Origin of the sequence: Paenibacillus contaminans (assembly GCF_003285015.1) — a bacterium.
Lineage (GTDB): Bacteria > Bacillota > Bacilli > Paenibacillales > NBRC-103111 > Paenibacillus_V > Paenibacillus_V contaminans.
This window is the reverse complement of record NZ_QMFB01000007.1, coordinates 65,077-81,849: the sequence shown is the minus strand read 5'-3', so window position 1 is coordinate 81,849 and position 16,773 is coordinate 65,077. Positions and strand designations below refer to the sequence as shown.

The window sequence follows — 16,773 nt, the reverse complement described above, 5'->3', positions numbered from 1 at the left end:
GTTAGGCCGATCACTTAACGGGCGGTTTTCTCAAGCGACCATTGTTCGACATCCCAAGTTTTCGTTACCCAACCCTCATAAAAGTCCGGTTCGTGGCATACGAGAAGAATCGTGCCTTTATATTCCTTCAGCGCGCGCTGAAGCTCGGCTTTGGCGACAACGTCAAGGTGATTGGTCGGCTCGTCGAACAAAATCCAGTTGCTTTCACGCATAAGCAGCTTGCACAGGCGAACCTTCGCCTGCTCGCCGCCGCTCAGCATATTCATCGGACGCGTAATATGCTCGTTCTTAAGCCCGCAGCGGGCAAGCGCTCCGCGAACCTCATGCTGATTCATGTGGGAAAATTCATTCCACACATCGTCGATCGGCGTCTTATTAGGCGCCTTCACTTCCTGCTCGAAATAAGACGGGAACAGAAAATCGCCAAGATAGGTCGAACCGCTGAAAGGCTTGATTTTTCCCAGAATCGTCTTGAGCAGCGTGGATTTCCCGACGCCGTTGCAGCCGACGATCGCGATCTTGTCGCCCCGCTCGATCGTCATATTCATCTTCGGCAGAAGCGCCTTCGTATACCCGATCTCCATATCGTTACCTTCGAAAACAATCCGGCCGCTCGCCCGCGACTCTTTGAACACGAAGGTCGGCTTCGCCGCTTCCTCCGGACGATCGATACGGTCGATGCGGTCAAGCTGCTTCTGACGGCTTTTGGCGCGTCCGGATGTCGAGTACCGCGCTTTGTTTCGTTGAATGAAATCTTCCTGCTTCTTGATAAATTCCTGCTGCTTTTCGTAAGCGTCGATATGCTGTGTCTTGTTAATATCCGCCATCTCAAGGAATTTCTCGTAGTTGGCCGAATAACGGGTCAGCTTCGCAAACTCAAGGTGGTAAATGACGTTAACTACTTTGTTCATAAATTCCGTATCATGCGAAATAAGCATAAAAGCGTACGGATAATTTTGCAAGTAATCGGTCAGCCACTCGATATGCTCGACGTCCAAATAGTTCGTAGGCTCGTCAAGCAGAAGCACGCTTGGCTGCTCAAGCAGAAGCTTGGCAAGTAAAACCTTGGTCCGCTGTCCGCCGCTAAGCGATGCGACATCGCGGTCAAGTCCTATGGCGTTGATCCCGAGACCGTTAGCCATTTCCTCAACCTTGACATCGATCATATAAAATCCGCTGTTCTCCAATTTATCCTGGATTTCGCCCATTTGCTCCAGCAAGAGCTCGAGCTCCTCCGGCGTCGCATCTGCCATTTTGTCGGTGATGGCCATCATTTCCTTCTCTTCCTCGAATAAGGGAAGGAAGGCGTCGCGCAAGATGTCACGAATCGTTTTTCCCGGCGTCAGCTTTGAATGCTGGTCCAAATATCCGTAATGTACCTTCGGCGTCCATTCGACTTTGCCTTGATCCTTCAGCAGCTGCCCCGTTAAAATGTTCATCAACGTCGATTTGCCGACGCCGTTGGCGCCGACGATACCGACATGCTCGCCCGGAAGCAAACGGAAAGAGACATTTTTAAACAGTACCCGATCTCCAAAAGTATGACTTAATTCTTCTACAGTCAAAAGGCTCATAATTGCTGTAAGGCTCCTGTCGTTTCATAATTCTGTTTTTACCACCGTATATTATAACATTATCATCGGCAGGAGGAAAAGGTAAAAAACCTCTATAGTAGAGGTACCTTAAAATAACGAAAATGAACTTGGGTTTATCGGCATCGATCCGTCGATTATGTGAAGTTTTTGAACACGCATTCGACCGTAGCGATTCTTATTCGGTCTCCGTCGTGAAGAACGTATTCCCTATGAGGATGAAGCCGCTCCCCATTTAAATAGCTTCCGTTTTTCGATTCCAAATCCTTGATTACATATTCGCTGCCGTTATGCTCAAAAGCCAGATGCTGCCTGGAAATACCGGATGCGTCAACCTCATAATCCGCCAATACCGTTCCGCTTGCATCTATTTTCCTTCCAATGACCAGTCGGTTTGCAGCTATCGGCAAGAAAACCTGTTCATCTCCCGAATGCACCTCCAAAACGGCCGATGGAGCTAGCATCGTCGTCTCCATTCCCGATTGCCCAAGAAAAACCGTTTCGCCCGAAAAACTAGCATCCGATTCGTCCAGTTCCGATTCCGCTTCCGATTTCGAAACAAGCAGACTCGTATGAGACGATAAATGCTTATAATACTCGTCCAAGTGCGCCTTCTTTCGTTGCGCTTCGTCCCCGCCGATACTTCCTACGTATGTATGGGTTCCTTTTCCGAATAGAGGCTGAGCATTCCGGGAATCCCTTTCATTCCAAACCGGCTCGATCGAGCCGTTCGTTCCATTCGTTTGCGCTTGCGGTTGATCGTCCATAAAAGCGGAACTCCTCATATTCCCGACATCGTCCCTAACACCGGCAAGCGCTTCGCTGCTAACAGACGAAATTCTCATCACGTCCGCATGCAGGAAAAATAAATAACCGGCAACAAACAACAAAGTAGCCCCTATGCCAATATTCAAGGCCGCATCGGAAGATTGTTCGTTATACCAAAGCCATATTATCGGTATGCCTATAGCGGCGCAAACGAAATAAATTTTGATTTTCAAGCTTACGGCGCCGCCTTGCCCGGATCGGGCTCCCCGCATGTCGGATCCGATTTCAACTCCTAACGGTGTAATATGCGCCTCTTCATCGCTAACACCTTTTCCTTGCCTTGCGAATTGTTCATCCTCCCCATGCTCGCTCAATAACCTGTCCTGCCCTGACTCCGCCTCCAATTGGACGACAATTTCAAGAAGAATCCGCTTCATTGCTGCAATGCCGAATGTTTCTTCCTTCAAGCAATCGAGCAATTCATTTACCCGATAGCCGTCAAAATCGCGAACCCTTTCAAACAAGCGGCGCGTCAAACGGCGAAATTCCTCCTGTAAAGCCCCTTTTCCAGGGATCGATTCGAGCGGCATATACATGAGGTGAACATCCGTTAACTCCTTCCCGAGAAAAATGAATTCTTCTTGCAGCACATACCTCTCCTCGTTCAGCATGAAGCGTTTACTTTCGTCTATAACCGATGCTATTGCATATAAAATGCGAAAACATTCAAGCGGCGTTACTTGATCCCGTCGCATCGCTTTGGAAAGCAGCCGTTTGCCTGCAGCATGATAATGAATCGTCAACCCGCCGTCGATCTCTGCAAACTCTGCCGGAAGCAAATGGGGGATTCGATTATGCCTCAGCATATTTCCGTCAAGCGCGCTCATATCGCCGATACTCAGCGCCTCAGCGCTAGTCAAGGCGACATATCCGGATTGCGGCTTTGACCATTCGGCCACAAGCCCGTACAATGGCCTTTTCATCGTATTCATCCTCCATTCGACAAAAGGAACGTTTCATAACCTGCAATCACGGCGCCGGGAAGGACGGCATACATAAACGGGAATTTTAGCAGCCCGCTTCTCTCGGACGGACGAAACCATGCGAACTGCTTCCAATAAACGAGGCCGATAAACACGTATGCGATCCTGTTAGCAAGTGTGATGAGCCTCCCGTTTACCACTAGTACGATCAGGGCGATTACCCCTGCGGCAAACAAAGAATAGAAGGAACAGACAAGTGCGAAACGCATGCCGCCAAGCGCGCCGATCGCTGCGAACAGCTTGACGTCGCCGGCGCCGAGAGCTCCGCACACATGCAGCACCAGCATCACTCCGAAGCCGGTTCCAAGCCCTGCCGCCGCTCCCAGCAGCCCTTCCACCCCACCGTATAGACCATTGACAATAACGCCTGCAGCAGCGCCTCCGGCTGTCAGCCAATTTGGGATTACGCTGCGACGCGCGTCCGTCCAGAACGCCACCCCCAATAAAAGTGCCAGAAGTAACCAAGACATCGATTCACCTCCCTATTTTTCGTCAGCTCCCTACCCAAGTCCGTTCGTAAGACGTTCTGCCGATAATGACCGTTTTCCGAATAAAAGGCACCGGAAGCGAGAACTCGTACTCCGCTTCGATTCCGATATACGCTTTGTCGTGATTCCCCATTTCGGGCAGCACTACCTTGATCACCTTAATTCGCTCTCCTTTTAACCTCTTTGCGTTGTCGCTTTGCAACACCAGCTTTTCGAAAGCTTTATTCAAAATAGGCGAAATCGATTTGTCCAGCGCCTCGGTCAATTGCTCCTGCCCTGCGGCTTCCAGCTGTTCGCGTTTCGTTTGCTCCAGCTTTACCAACTCAAGCAGGGCATCGGGAATGAAGGCGGCATACTGATCCACCAATTGCTCCGCACTCGTGACCACGCTTCTCGCGCTCATGATTTTGCTTGCAATTCCCTGAAGGAGCTGAGCCGGCTTGCTTTGAAGCGCCTGCGACTTCGCCTCGACATATAACAGCTCGACGGGGTATACATTGTCGGCGATCGTTTGCGTCGTATCCGCAAGCGACTTTTGCAGCGCAGTCCCTGCAATGGATATTTGAAGCAGCGAATGAAGGGCCAGTACGAACAAGAGAAAAAAAGGCAGCGTTACAGCCGCTTCCACTGCAGCCCCGCCTGTACAATCTCTTTTGAAATGCCGAAGGATATGTATCCCTTTGCGCCGGATCATCGGACACCACCTTCCATCTATCAATCAATAAGATAAAACGGCAGTTTTTATCATCTCGCATCGGTTGCCCTGCGGTTTGCAGCCTACGCCTCCCGAGGCGTATACAACGTTTGCGAGCAGCGGCCCGAACCAAAGCTGAAGCGAGCTTTTGGCGCTTGCTTGCACGACCGAAGCATGAACGACCAAGTCTTTGCCGGTATTTAGTTCGATCAATCCTTGCATTCTCGACATCGCAGCCGCGTCATTCGAATGCAGCATGTAAAAAATGCGCAGCAGTTCCTTATAATCCATTGTCACGGCAGAGAGCTTTCGGACAATCGGAACCGAGTCGCCGGCGACCAGCTTGTTCATATCGGCGTAAGCTTCAACCGCCCCTTGCGCCAAGGCGGCCAAAAAAACGAGCAGCGGCGAACCAGCCTGGAGCACTTGTTTTTTAGGATCGGCAAGCGCCTCCGTCGTTCGAACGGCAAGCAGCATCACGAACATTTCGCCGTATGCCGCAGAAATGTTTGCCATGCACGAATCCAAGCCGTACAAAATATATTCCGCTTCCTGATTGACAAGCACATGCGAGCCCGGATCGGATCTTTCCGCCGATTTTTGGTTGCCGTCAGCAGCTTCCTTCGTTAATCCGTAAGTCCGGTAGTTGAATTTAGTCAGAGCGAACTCATTCGTATACAGCTCCGTCCGAAAACTTGTCAGCATCTGATTAAATCGTTTGATCCAAGACACCGCGTTTCCTTTAGCAGCATCGGCATCTCCCGTTTCATATGCTTGCCCCGTTCCTTGCAGCGTCGACTGGTTATACTCGGCGTATTTCACCGCCAGTCCTGCTTTTTTTGTGTGTCGATCTCCTTCCAATCGCTTATAAGTCTCATCCGACGAATCGGCCCCCAAAACCCCGCAGCTTCCCGAAGCCTTCTGCACTTCGTCCAGAACTCCTTGAAGCAGCGAACGTTGATCGTTCTTTCCGCGGGTAAGCTCGGCGTTCTTGCTATGCCTGGTCCCTTCTTTCGCCCCTTGCTCGTTTCGAAACCGGATCGCTTGTACTTGCAGCTCCGAAACCGATGCCGAAAGCTTTTCGAATGCCTCGCCCGTAAATAAAATCGTGTCTCCGATTTTTTGCCGCAGTCCTTGAACGTTAGCCGCCAGCTTAGCCAAGTCCGTTTTGTAAACGGAAAAATACGACAGTTCGTAAACCGGTACGTGCTGCCATACTTCGGCACTTGCGCCGCTGCTCAAACTCTCTCCTCCGATGAATGTAAGCTTTTCCTGCGCCACATCGTCGTTCAAGCGCTGCGCCTCATCAATTGCTGCGGCTGCAGCTTTATATATTTCTATAAATCGCTCCGCATCCGGACCAATTTCCAGCTTAATCGCTTGTACTGCAGCGGCGTATCGAACAGCATCCTCGATCAGCTGATCGAGCTCGATCTTTCTAGCAGCAAGCGCATCAATACTGGATGCTGCGGATTGCAAATCGTTTTCCAACGATTGCTCTTCTTCATATAAAGACTGCAGTTCCTCGGCTAACTCTTCGGCTTTGCCGGAAAGCTCTGCAATCCGCCCGCGCGTCTTGGTCAACGCTTCCGTTATCTTATCGGCCGATTCGCGCATGCTTCGGATCGATTCCTCCGCATCGCTCAGCGCCCTCCGCAGTTCGTTTACATCGTGCAGACCGATCCGTTGTCCCCACTCATACAGCTCGGCAAGCTTTCGCTCATAGCTGCCGTGCAACTTCAACGATTCGTCAATCACTTCAAGCGCCTTGTTCCAGGCTTGGTCGAGCGCCGTCTCCCGCTTCTCCATCAACTTTTCCAGTTCATCCGCATGATCGGCGAACGACGCCGTCCCAGCCAAGCTCGATGAAACACCCGTTTTTCGGAATTTGTCCGTTAATTCAAGCGCAAATTCTATCGGGGCGCGGTATTTCATCTCTTCCTGCACCTGCTGCCGAAAGACCGAATGATTGGCCAGAGTATGCAGTGCCGATACTTTCCAGCCATCCTTGTCGAAACGAATATCCAAATCGCTGAACGAAGAAGCAGATGAAGCCGATCGCATATTGCGGTTTGCCACCTCGGGAAAAATATCCGCATGACGATCAATGCCTACATTAACACCGAAAAGCCCGTAAGTTTGCAGCCTGGAATCGAAAGTCGACATGACGGAGCGAACGCCTTTGCGAACAGCGGATTCGGTCTCCCTTTCCGCCTGTCGAATACGGACGACGTCAATGAGCAGCGCGTGGAATAAAAATATTGGCACGATAACGATTATCAAGTATACGGACACAGACCCTTTAGCGGAACGCAGTCTTGTCCTCAGCTTTCGCAGCGTAACGGTTCCCCCTTTCTTTCGCCGGCCTGGAATCCGGTCAATTATGGACGATTACGATGATTCCGTTTTGCTCCAATTCCTGCCGCAGCTTATTCGATAAGCTTATCTTCCCGTTTTTCGTCCGAAAAAAATGCCAAACGACTCCCTTGACCATCCCTTTGCGCATCAGTTCAACATCTTTCAATAGCTGCAGTCTGGCATCAGCCGAATTAAGCGTAAACTTCGCTTCGTGGGCAATTCCGTCATTGTCGAGAACGTCGACCTTACGCCTTTGCCCGACCGTATCCGTTTCAAAATAAACCGTTTTGCCGCCAATCGTCTTTAGCAGATACGCAGCCGCTTCCGCCTCCGATCGGATGGAAAAGGGTTCCGCGACGGAAGGATCCGACTCAATCTGCTCCTCCAATTGATCGATCGCGGAGCCCGTCGCCAGAGACTGCCGCAGCCTCTCTATATAAGTTCTGGTCAGATCAACCGTACGTATCAATTCAACGGGATCGGAAACAAGCGCTGAAGATCCGCCACTCGAAGGAGTCTCGCGCAACCGCCAAAATGCAATCCTGTTCGGGATACGCATAATGCCCGACAAACGAACTTGCACGCTGCGTTTAATCCAGGCATTCGTATAACTTAGCTCGCCCCTTAATCCTCCGGGAAGCGATTGTCCCGCTTGCCGGAGCTTCCGTTTCACAATGCCGTCCTCCTGCGAAGCCGCTTCGTCCGGCAGCAAAACAGCCGTTCGTTGAGCATGATTCGAGAAGCGGAGCAAACCGAACATTCCGTCGTCGGCAACCCGCCAGTACAAGCCGTCTCCTGCCCCTAAAGGAGCCGCCCCTGTCGATGCATCCTTATACGAATTCCCCCAATTAAAAGCGGTGCGCTCAGCTGTTAAAGCAGCTGTTTGAGTAAGCGCCGCCCGATCGTAAACGACCAGTCCCAATGCCAGCAGAAGCAGCGTTCCGACAAATACGGCAGGATATATGAGGGAAGCCTCCAGCGTATAGCTTCCTTCCTCACAATGAAACAGCCGACCCGAACCCGGGGAGTCGCCATTTTTAACCGACTCGGACATTCTTATGGAGCGGAAGACGGACTGATGCTGCTGCCGTCCAAGTTCTGATTGTTAATTTCGGTATCCGCTTTTTTGAACAAATCGCCCACCCACTTCATGATCCATTTACGAAACGCAACCGCAATGACAACGATAACGGCAAGAATCAGCAGTATTTCGAGCGTCCCCAATCCGTCCTCATCCTTCCAAAACGCTTTGACGCGCCCTCTCCAACAACTATCCATCCTCATCCCTCCGCATTATTGTTGATTCATAAACAATATGGCCGGCGCCGCCACTACAATAACGACAACACCGAAAATAACGACCATCGGAAACACCATTTTTGACGACGCTTCCTCGCCTAGCGTTTTCGCCGTTGACAGCCTCTTCTCCCATAACATGCGCGACAACTCGCGAAGAGCATAAATCAATTCATCGCCGCCCCGCCGCATATTAAGCAGCATAGCGCTCGAGAACATCGAAACTTCCTGGACGGCGGCCCGACGGGCCATATCCTCCATTGCTTGCGGAAACGAACGGTTATTGCTCAGCTCGTTGACAAGCTGCCGAAGCTCCTTGTACAAAGGATGACCGGCATCGGCCTTCTCATTTGAAATGCACCGCAGCATCGCTTGCTGAACGGTTTCGCCCGCTTGAACCAGCAGCAGAAGCTTGTCTACATATTCAGGCAAATCGAGGATAATCCGAACTCGTCGTTGCTTGATTTGCTTTTCCAAATTCATGTATGCGTGAAAAGGCACAAAGCCGCTAAAGCAAAAACCTCCCAAAACAAAGCCGAGCGGATCGCCGGAAATTAGTGCAAGCATATGCAAAAAAATAAATACGAGAAACGTGCGAACGATCGTTTTGGAAATAAACAATCGCGTTCGGGCATCCGCCTCTTTTCCGCCGTATAACATCGTCATGCGCACATGAATTTTGGCCGAGAGCTGCGGACATTTATTCAGATATCCTCTTCGATCCAATTGACGCAGCACAAGTTCATCAAGAGACTCCAAAAGCGGCCTTTTCATAGCCGGATTATTTGTTTGCCGCATCGGCTCACACCTTAATATTCATTAATTTCGAGGTTATCGCCCCCGCCCCGATCAACATGGCAAGCGCGAACGACATAATCGCTATACCTGCCGGATTTCCGTATAAAGGGGCCATGTAGTCGGGAGAGCTTAATCCGAGCAGCGCCACGACTGCCGCCGGAGCGCAAATAAGCACCTTCGATTCGAACCTTTTTTGCGCCAGCAAAACCATGATCTCCTGCTGGAGCTCCATCTTCTCGCCGATCATATCGGATGTTCTTCTGACAACCTTCATCAAGTTGCCGCCGGAGCGCTTGCAGGTCGATACGACATCGCAAAAATTGCGTATATCCTCCAAGCCCGCCCGACCGGCGAAATCCAGGAGCGCCCGTTCGATCGTTTCGCCGTTTTCCAGCTTGCGCCCGATCCTCTCAAGCTCGTCCACAATATAAACACGCTCGTCTCGATACAGCAAACGCATGTCCACAGCTGCGTCTTGAAACGCATTTTCGACGGATTTTCCGGCAGACAGCGAAGAGGATATCGCATATAATGCCTGCTTGAATTGCCGGTTCAGCTCATCTTTCCTGCGACGGATCAGCAGCCTTCGATACAACCTCGGGTAAAGCAATCCGAACAGCGATATGACGATACCGGCCGCAGGATGCTTGTAAAACAGCAATCCGATAAAAAATAAAACAAGCGCGGCAGCGGCGGAAGAGCCTATTTTCTGTTTTGTGCTTAGCCTGTATTCGTCGTAGTGAATGGCTCCGCTCTTCCGGTTATCGGCCTGCATAGGCATCTCCGTTCCACCGGCCACCGCATGTTTTCGAATCAGCCCCTTAATAAAACTCGTAACCTTTGCAATCATGTTTCGATTAAGCATCAGCCAAAGAGTCGCCCCTGCGGCAAGAGCGACCGCAGCGATCATCATAACGCCTCCAATCCGGCCTTCAGACCTGCCAGCTCCAGTTTTCGCCGATTTTGCAATACATTTCCCGTCGCCGTCAATTCGCCGACTACCCGTTCGACACAGCTTCCTTCCGATTCCTTGAATACATATAAAGGATTCAGCTGTATCTCGCCGTCCCGATACCCGGCAACTTCATGGATTTCCGTCACCTTCCTCGATTTGTCGCGCATCCTCGACAGATGGACTAAAATATCGATCGCAGAAGCGATCTGCTTGCGCACCACTTGAACAGGGAGCTCAGCACCGCTCAGCACCATCGTTTCCAGCCTGCCGAGCATATCGGCCGCAGAATTTGCATGCCCCGTTGACAAACTGCCGTCATGCCCCGTATTCATCGCTTGCAGCATGTCCAAAGCCTCCGCCCCGCGCACTTCGCCGACAATAATCCGGTTGGGCCTCATCCGGAGCGACGTTCGAATCAAGTCGCGTATCGTAATTTCGCCCTTCCCTTCCGTGTTTGCGTTTCTCGTTTCCAGCCTAACTAGATTGGGGACGCTTAAAATCCGCAGCTCGGCCGAATCTTCGATCGTAATGATCCGTTCGTCGGGCGGGATGAACTGCGACAGTGCATTGAGAAAGGTAGTTTTCCCCGATCCCGTACCGCCTCCGATAAACAAGTTGTATTTTGCCGCTACGAGCTTTTCCAAAAAATCCGCCGCCGGCGCGGTCAGCGCGCCCTTGCGAATAAGATCGCTTACCGTCATCGGCCGATCGGGAAACTTCCGTATCGTCACGGCCGTTCCGCCCAAAGATACGGGCGAAAGCACAACATTAACGCGGGATCCGTCGGTAAGTCTGGCGTCTACGATCGGACTGCTCTCATTGACAACCCTGTTAACTTTCGAAACGACCGATTGCACCACATCTTCAAGCTTTTGCGCAGACTCGAACGCGCCGGCCGCCTTCATCACAACTCCGTCGCGTTCGACGAATATGTCGGCAGGTCCGTTGATCATAATTTCCGTTACGGATGGATCGTCAACTAAAGGCTGCAGCATATCCAATCCCCTAAAGGAGTCGAACAGCCGACTTACCATCGCTTTCTTGCTCCCGGCCGTCAAGTAAACTTGTTCGGAGTAAGCAAAAACTTTGCTCTCGATCATTTCCAGCAACGATTCATCCGGCAAAGTCTGCGAATAGTCCAGTTGCTCCGCTATTTGCTTTCTCAGCGCTTCATAGGGGCGGTCATCCATCGCATCCTCCCCCTCCAAGACCGCGTCTACCCAAAACGCTTATCAAATGCTCCTGAAAAACCGGCTCCTCGAGCAGTTGTCCGGTATGCCGCACCGATTTCCAAGCCGGGATGTAAGGCAGCTTGACATGCGAGCGGATGCCAAAATCGGCAGGATTATGAACGGCCGCGCCTGTAAATTTATTCATGACGAACGTATGATGCGGCATCGTATAGTCCCCTTTTTGCCCAAGCTTTTTGTTCAATTGACCAAAAAGCTTCCCCGTTTTGGTTAGAGACTGGATATCGTCCGTAAAGATCCATGCAACCTCGTCACTCGCAGAAATCGCTCCTAGAACACGTTCGCTTATTGAGGCGTCCAAATCGATTATCAACTCATCGTACTCGCCGCTTGACTTGATGGCTTCAATCAGCTTTCTGGCATCGGCGAAAGTAATTTGCTCCATTTCCTCCATATCGGACACCGGCTCAAAAAAAGCTACCCGCCGTTCCGGATCCTTGGATGCGAGCCCCGCCAGCCTCGCGGATGAATGCCGTTCACCCGACAGCACGAAATACATCCATTTCGAAAAGGACTGCTTCTCCGTTTCCGTACTGCTGCGAAAAAAAGCCGGCGATTGCAACAGCTCCAGATTAAGGTAGAACACTCTCCAGTCGCGAAATGCGTGAATCTTGGCCATGTTCGCCGCAACTGTCGATTTCCCGCTGCCGCCCGTCGCCGAATAAACGGAAACGACGCGCATCTGTCCTCCATCTTCCGCACCACCCCTTCCTATACGGTCATGAACAAATTCCGATATTGTTGCGAACATTTGATCGAGCGGCTGGTATTTGTTCACCCTCGGCAAGTCAATTGCCATTAAGGCATTATCGCCCGCATCGCCAATCAAACCTACTGCGATCGTACCGGAGGCCATCCCGATTTCAATCAAATGTCCAGGTTTTGCAAGCAATACATCCGCTTGTCGGGGCATCCGCAAATATTCGACCAGCCCTTCCGGCTTGGAAAAGCATTTGAGAATAAAATCGTTTCCGTGTGCGGAAACGCCCAAGTAGCGGGCGAGCGATTCCAAATAGCGAAAATCGTCGTCCAAAACGCATAAAACCAGCTTCCCCACCCTTCTTCGCCCTTTCGCAAAATATTGTCGGCCAACGATTAAAGCCAGCCATTCCATTGCATGACCCCGCAAACGATCATAACTATCCCGGCGATCGCCGCTGCGACGGCAATACGCTTTAACTTGACGTCTTTCAGGCCGCCACCTCCTTGAACGCTTCGAAAACAAACAAAAAAAGCACGCGCCAACCTTGGATCGTAGGATCCGGTTAGCGGTGCTTCCGCGTTTATTTCCATATGCACACCCGATTATACCATCATTTTCCGCAAAAACAACTCTTTTTTTGAAAATATTGCCACACGCATTTTTTCTAGCCAAACCACTTTGTCAGCACGCTTCGCTTTTTCCGTTCAGCTGCAAGCACCTTTGTCGGAACGATTCTCGACATCATAGGAGTCAGCATAGCCCCGATCATCCCCCGCACATCGGGATCGTCAAAAACGATTCGGCCCCGCCACTCCGCGTCAAGCATCGTCCTGCGAGGAAGCTCAGGAAGCGTGCACAAAGGCTCTTGGGGAAGCGACGCCAGCCATTCTCCCCTGAAGGACATGGGAACATCCCGATTGGCGATCAAGGAAACTCCCGCGCCTGCGCTGCGCATAGCTCTTAACAGCTCCAAATTGGTTCGCGCCGTGCTGCCGTTCCATTTGGCCGGACTGGAATCGACAACCACGATTATTTCTTGGGCTTTCGCGCATAATTCCCTCACGACATCATGCGCCCAGCAGCTGGAAATATCGACAATGACGATCGGTTGCGGCAAAGAAACGAGCTGCAGCAGGAACGCTTCGATCGTCCAATCCGAAACGTTTTCAGCCGGTCGGACGACCCACTCCGTCATGCCGTCCTTCCAACGCAGCGTCGCATGATCCCGTTCGATCCTTGCATCCGTCCCCGCGGAATTCGTCTTCCCTGTATTCAAATGCATGTCCATATAGACATGCGGCCGCGAACCGCCTTTTTCAAACCGCATCGCCAGCGCAGAGTAAAGCCTCGGCTCGCCGCCGCCCGCTTCGACATACGCATGCGAAACCCCGGCATGATGCAAGAACCTCGCCAACGCCGTCGCTACAAAAGTAGCTCCCGCCCCTGCATGCAAGCCCCCTACCACGATAATCTTCCTCTCGAACGAGCGCAGCTCGGACAATGCCGGAGCCTCCGCTTCGCGTTCTGCGGTCAAGCCTTTGATCTCCCGCTCTTCCCCTCGCTCCAAAGCTTGCTTCAACCTGGAAGCGGATTGAAAACGCGCTTCGGGCTTCGACGCCAGCAGCTTGCGAATAACGATAACAAGCCATTCCGGAATGTCTTTCCCGATATTTCGCCAGCTGGCAGAGTCGTTCCCGAAACATGCTCCGCCGCTCAGCAAATAAAACATACAGGCGCCAAGCGTGTAAAGGTCGGTACGCGCGTCCGTCTGCAAGCCTTGGAATTGCTCCGGCGCCGCAAAGCCTATTGTGCCGAGCTGAACGGTATCCGACGATCTGTCCGACGAATAATTTCTCGCAATGCCGAAATCGATTAATCTCACATTGTCGAGTTCGTCAATCATGATATTCGCAGGCTTCAAGTCGCGATAGATGATCGGTTTCGGTTCCAGATTATGCAAATAATCGAATAGCTCGCAAAGCTGGACGGTATACTTGACAACACGCGTCCAAGCGAAATTTCGGCCGTTTTCCGCAAAAAGCTTTTCCAACGTTTTTCCTTGCACATAATCCATAATCAAATAGCTGTAGCCTTCATCGTCGGGCGAATAAAAATCGATGACTTTAGGGACGAGCGGATGCTCCAGCTTGGCGAGCACCTCCGCCTCATCCGCAAAACCCCGGGGATCCCCGGAATGCCTCAACGATTCTTTAACCGCCCATTTTTTACCCGGCAGCTTGATGTCTTCAGCCAAATAAACACTGCCCATACCGCCGGTGCCGATTTTCGATACGACATGATATCTCTCGGCTAAAGTAACGCCAGGCGCAAGCTTCGAAGACGGTTTTCTCAAACGTCATGACCCTCCTCCGTATTTTCCAGTAATTTCAAAACGGATTATAGGACAGACTTCCGCAAAAATCCACTATTATTTTAGTTAATAGCATTTACTTTAAATATTACTAATCATATTTTACCGTATCACGATAAAGATTAGATGTCGGAGTTTCGACTGCAAGGATGCCTGCAGCAGCTGTCGTTCAACCGGATGTCGCCTTGCTAAACCGACCGTTCCGTAAGCATGCCGATCTTCGTTAAATCGACATTCCCGCCGCTGACAAGCACAACCGTACGCTTCCCCTTCAAATAACCGCAGCCATCGATAAGCGCCGCCAAAGAAATTGCACCGGCTCCTTCGACGAGCAGCTTCGCACGTTCCAGGTATAGCCTCATCGCATGCATAATTGCATGTTCGGGCACCGTTACCACATCATCTACCAAACGATCGATTAATGGGAACGTAATTTCACCGGGACGTTTCACATTTAATCCATCCGCGATCGACATAGGCGCAGCGATCTGTTCGAGCTGCTTCGACCTCCATGACAAAGCTGCCGCATTGGATTGTTCCGGCTGCACGCCGATGATTTGAATGTTAGGGTTGATCGTTTTCGCAGCTAGCGCTATGCCGCTAATTAGACCGCCGCCGCCGATCGGTACCACAATCGCTTCCGCATCAGGCAGCTCATCCATAATATCGAGCCCGATCGTCCCTTGTCCCGCAATGATATCGGGATCGTCGAAGGCATGAACAAATACGGCGCCGGATTCTACAGCGGCATTTTGAGCGGCTGCGAATGCCTCGTCATAATTGCAGCCCGTCAGCACGACGCGCGAACCGTAGTTCTCGGTTGCGGCTTTTTTGCTTAAAGGAGCCGTTTCGGGCATAAATACTGTCGAAGCGATTCCGAAAGCCGCCGCCGCACAAGCCACTCCTTGCGCATGATTGCCGGCCGATGCCGTAATAACGCCGTTTTTGCGTTCCGCTTCGGAAAGCAAAGCCAGCTTGTTATACGCTCCGCGCAGCTTGAATGCACCCGTTTTCTGCAGATTTTCCAGCTTCATGTACAAATCGGTGCCGGTCATAGCGCTGAACGTGTTGGAGTGCTGAAGCGGCGTCCGGTGAACGACCGTTCTTAAACGGCTTCTTGCTTGAACAATTTGTTGTACGGTTACTTGGCAATCCCCATCGAATACCACCAGTCCTTCTTTTTCAATATTTTTGAGAATCGTCTGCATGGAACACGAGACCTTTTCGTACGAAAACAAAAAAACTCCCGCCCCATAAGGGACGAGAGATCTCGCGTTACCACCCTAGTTCCGGTTGATTGCATACACAAAAACCGGCGCTTACAGGCATACCATCATATGCCGCTCCCTGTAACGGTGGAGTTCCGGTAACACCTACTGCATGACAAAGCGATGCAAAACCGTCATGCCCGACAAACGTACACTAACGAACGTTAACATCGGATTCGGATTACGCCTCGGAGGTGATTTTCGGCAAAAACGGAACATCGGCTCGCAGCAACCGCCGACTCTCTGAAGCTCCGGACTTTCGCATACTCTTCCTCGTCAAAGGCTTTCAATATGAAACGATTCATAAATTAGCATTATGATAACAAAAAGCGATTGCTGTTGCAATAGACAATTGCGCGAAGCCTCTTCAGCAGGCAGCAAAGACAAAACGCTACTCCGGCAAAACCTTGATCCAAGGACGATCCTGGAACCATTCCACAGCGAGCGGAACTTGATAAGCCTTTTGCAGATTTTCCGCGTGAAGCACCTTCATTTTCTCTCCGGAAGCGATGATCTCCCCTTGCTCGAGCAGAGCGACATGCGTGAACAGCGGCATAATCTCCTCGATATGGTGCGTTACGTAAACGAGACTGATGTTCTGCTTGCTAAGCGCATTGATATTGACCAAAAGCCTTTCGCGCTCGTACAAATCCAATCCGGCGCATGGCTCGTCCATAATCAATATTTCCGGACTGGACATCAAGGCACGGGCAAGCATCACTTTTTTGCGTTCTCCCTGTGACAACGTTCCGAGCGGCTGGTCCTTCACATGCGCCATTTGCACCGTTTCAAGCATGCCGACGGCTTTATCGATCACCGCTTGGTCGATTTCCTGATAAAACCGCAGGAAGCCGTATTCGCCGGTTGCAACGACCTCCCAAACCGGATCCCCTAAATTCAGCTTCTCAAATAACGATTGGCTAATGTAACCGATCCGTTTGCGCACTTCGCGAATATCGCATTTGCCGTATTCGTTGCCCAGCACCTCTACCCGTCCCGATGAAGGAAAATGATAGCCGTTCATCATTTCCAAAATCGTCGTCTTCCCCGAGCCGTTCCGGCCCAAAATGACCCAATGCTCGCCTTCGTTCATTTGAAACTGCACATTTTGCAAAATGGAACGCGATTCGCGTTTAAAGTTGATATCCGTAAGTTGAATCAAACTCATCATGATCACCGTTTTGTTTAG

General features: G+C 51.2%; 14 protein-coding genes and 1 other annotated feature. All 14 genes read right to left on the bottom strand.

What is annotated here, in order from left to right; translation table 11 throughout:
* Positions 1-14: 14 nt before the first annotated feature.
* Positions 15-1,574 carry an ABC-F family ATP-binding cassette domain-containing protein gene (locus tag DQG23_RS13885; RefSeq protein WP_113031460.1) on the bottom strand — a complete coding sequence of 520 codons (1,560 nt, stop codon included), beginning with the start codon at positions 1,572-1,574 and terminating at the stop codon, positions 15-17.
* Between the two features lie 155 nt (positions 1,575-1,729).
* Positions 1,730-3,343: a DUF6382 domain-containing protein gene (locus tag DQG23_RS13880; protein WP_158560481.1), complete on the bottom strand. Its 1,614-nt coding sequence runs from the start codon at positions 3,341-3,343 to the stop codon at positions 1,730-1,732.
* 5 nt (positions 3,344-3,348) lie between these two features.
* Positions 3,349-3,873: an A24 family peptidase gene (locus tag DQG23_RS13875; protein WP_113031458.1), complete on the bottom strand. Its 525-nt coding sequence runs from the start codon at positions 3,871-3,873 to the stop codon at positions 3,349-3,351.
* A gap of 22 nt (positions 3,874-3,895) precedes the next feature.
* Complete coding sequence (locus DQG23_RS13870) at positions 3,896-4,585, bottom strand: TadE/TadG family type IV pilus assembly protein (RefSeq protein WP_113031457.1); 690 nt, start codon at positions 4,583-4,585, stop codon at positions 3,896-3,898.
* 24 nt (positions 4,586-4,609) lie between these two features.
* Entirely contained in the window at positions 4,610-6,751 is a 2,142-nt protein-coding gene (locus DQG23_RS13865; RefSeq protein ID WP_158560479.1) for a hypothetical protein, read from the bottom strand.
* 211 nt (positions 6,752-6,962) lie between these two features.
* A complete protein-coding gene (locus tag DQG23_RS13860) occupies positions 6,963-7,997 on the bottom strand; it encodes a hypothetical protein (protein WP_113031455.1) in 1,035 nt (344 codons plus the stop codon).
* Between the two features lie 2 nt (positions 7,998-7,999).
* Positions 8,000-8,221, bottom strand: coding sequence for a Flp1 family type IVb pilin (locus DQG23_RS13855; RefSeq protein WP_113031454.1), 222 nt, complete (start codon positions 8,219-8,221; stop codon positions 8,000-8,002).
* A gap of 15 nt (positions 8,222-8,236) precedes the next feature.
* Complete coding sequence (locus tag DQG23_RS13850; RefSeq protein ID WP_113031453.1) at positions 8,237-9,037, bottom strand: type II secretion system F family protein; 801 nt, start codon at positions 9,035-9,037, stop codon at positions 8,237-8,239.
* A gap of 4 nt (positions 9,038-9,041) precedes the next feature.
* A complete protein-coding gene (locus tag DQG23_RS13845; protein ID WP_113031452.1) occupies positions 9,042-9,950 on the bottom strand; it encodes a type II secretion system F family protein in 909 nt (302 codons plus the stop codon).
* Entirely contained in the window at positions 9,947-11,182 is a 1,236-nt protein-coding gene (locus DQG23_RS13840; RefSeq protein WP_113031451.1) for a TadA family conjugal transfer-associated ATPase, read from the bottom strand. Before DQG23_RS13840 ends, DQG23_RS13845 begins: the two co-directional genes overlap by 4 nt.
* Entirely contained in the window at positions 11,175-12,299 is a 1,125-nt protein-coding gene (locus tag DQG23_RS13835; RefSeq protein WP_146762304.1) for a P-loop NTPase family protein, read from the bottom strand. The genes DQG23_RS13840 and DQG23_RS13835 overlap by 8 nt, the downstream gene beginning before the upstream one ends.
* A gap of 310 nt (positions 12,300-12,609) precedes the next feature.
* Positions 12,610-14,298: a serine/threonine protein kinase gene (locus DQG23_RS13825; protein WP_113031448.1), complete on the bottom strand. Its 1,689-nt coding sequence runs from the start codon at positions 14,296-14,298 to the stop codon at positions 12,610-12,612.
* A gap of 206 nt (positions 14,299-14,504) precedes the next feature.
* The gene (gene ilvA / locus DQG23_RS13820) at positions 14,505-15,554 is read right to left on the bottom strand and encodes a threonine ammonia-lyase (protein ID WP_238177887.1); all 1,050 of its coding nucleotides are present in this window, start codon (positions 15,552-15,554) and stop codon (positions 14,505-14,507) included.
* A gap of 15 nt (positions 15,555-15,569) precedes the next feature.
* Positions 15,570-15,873: a binding site (T-box leader), on the bottom strand.
* Between the two features lie 102 nt (positions 15,874-15,975).
* On the bottom strand, positions 15,976-16,746 hold the full coding sequence (locus DQG23_RS13815; protein ID WP_420330233.1) for an ABC transporter ATP-binding protein: 771 nt from the start codon (positions 16,744-16,746) through the stop codon (positions 15,976-15,978).
* Between the last annotated feature and the right edge of the window lie 27 nt (positions 16,747-16,773).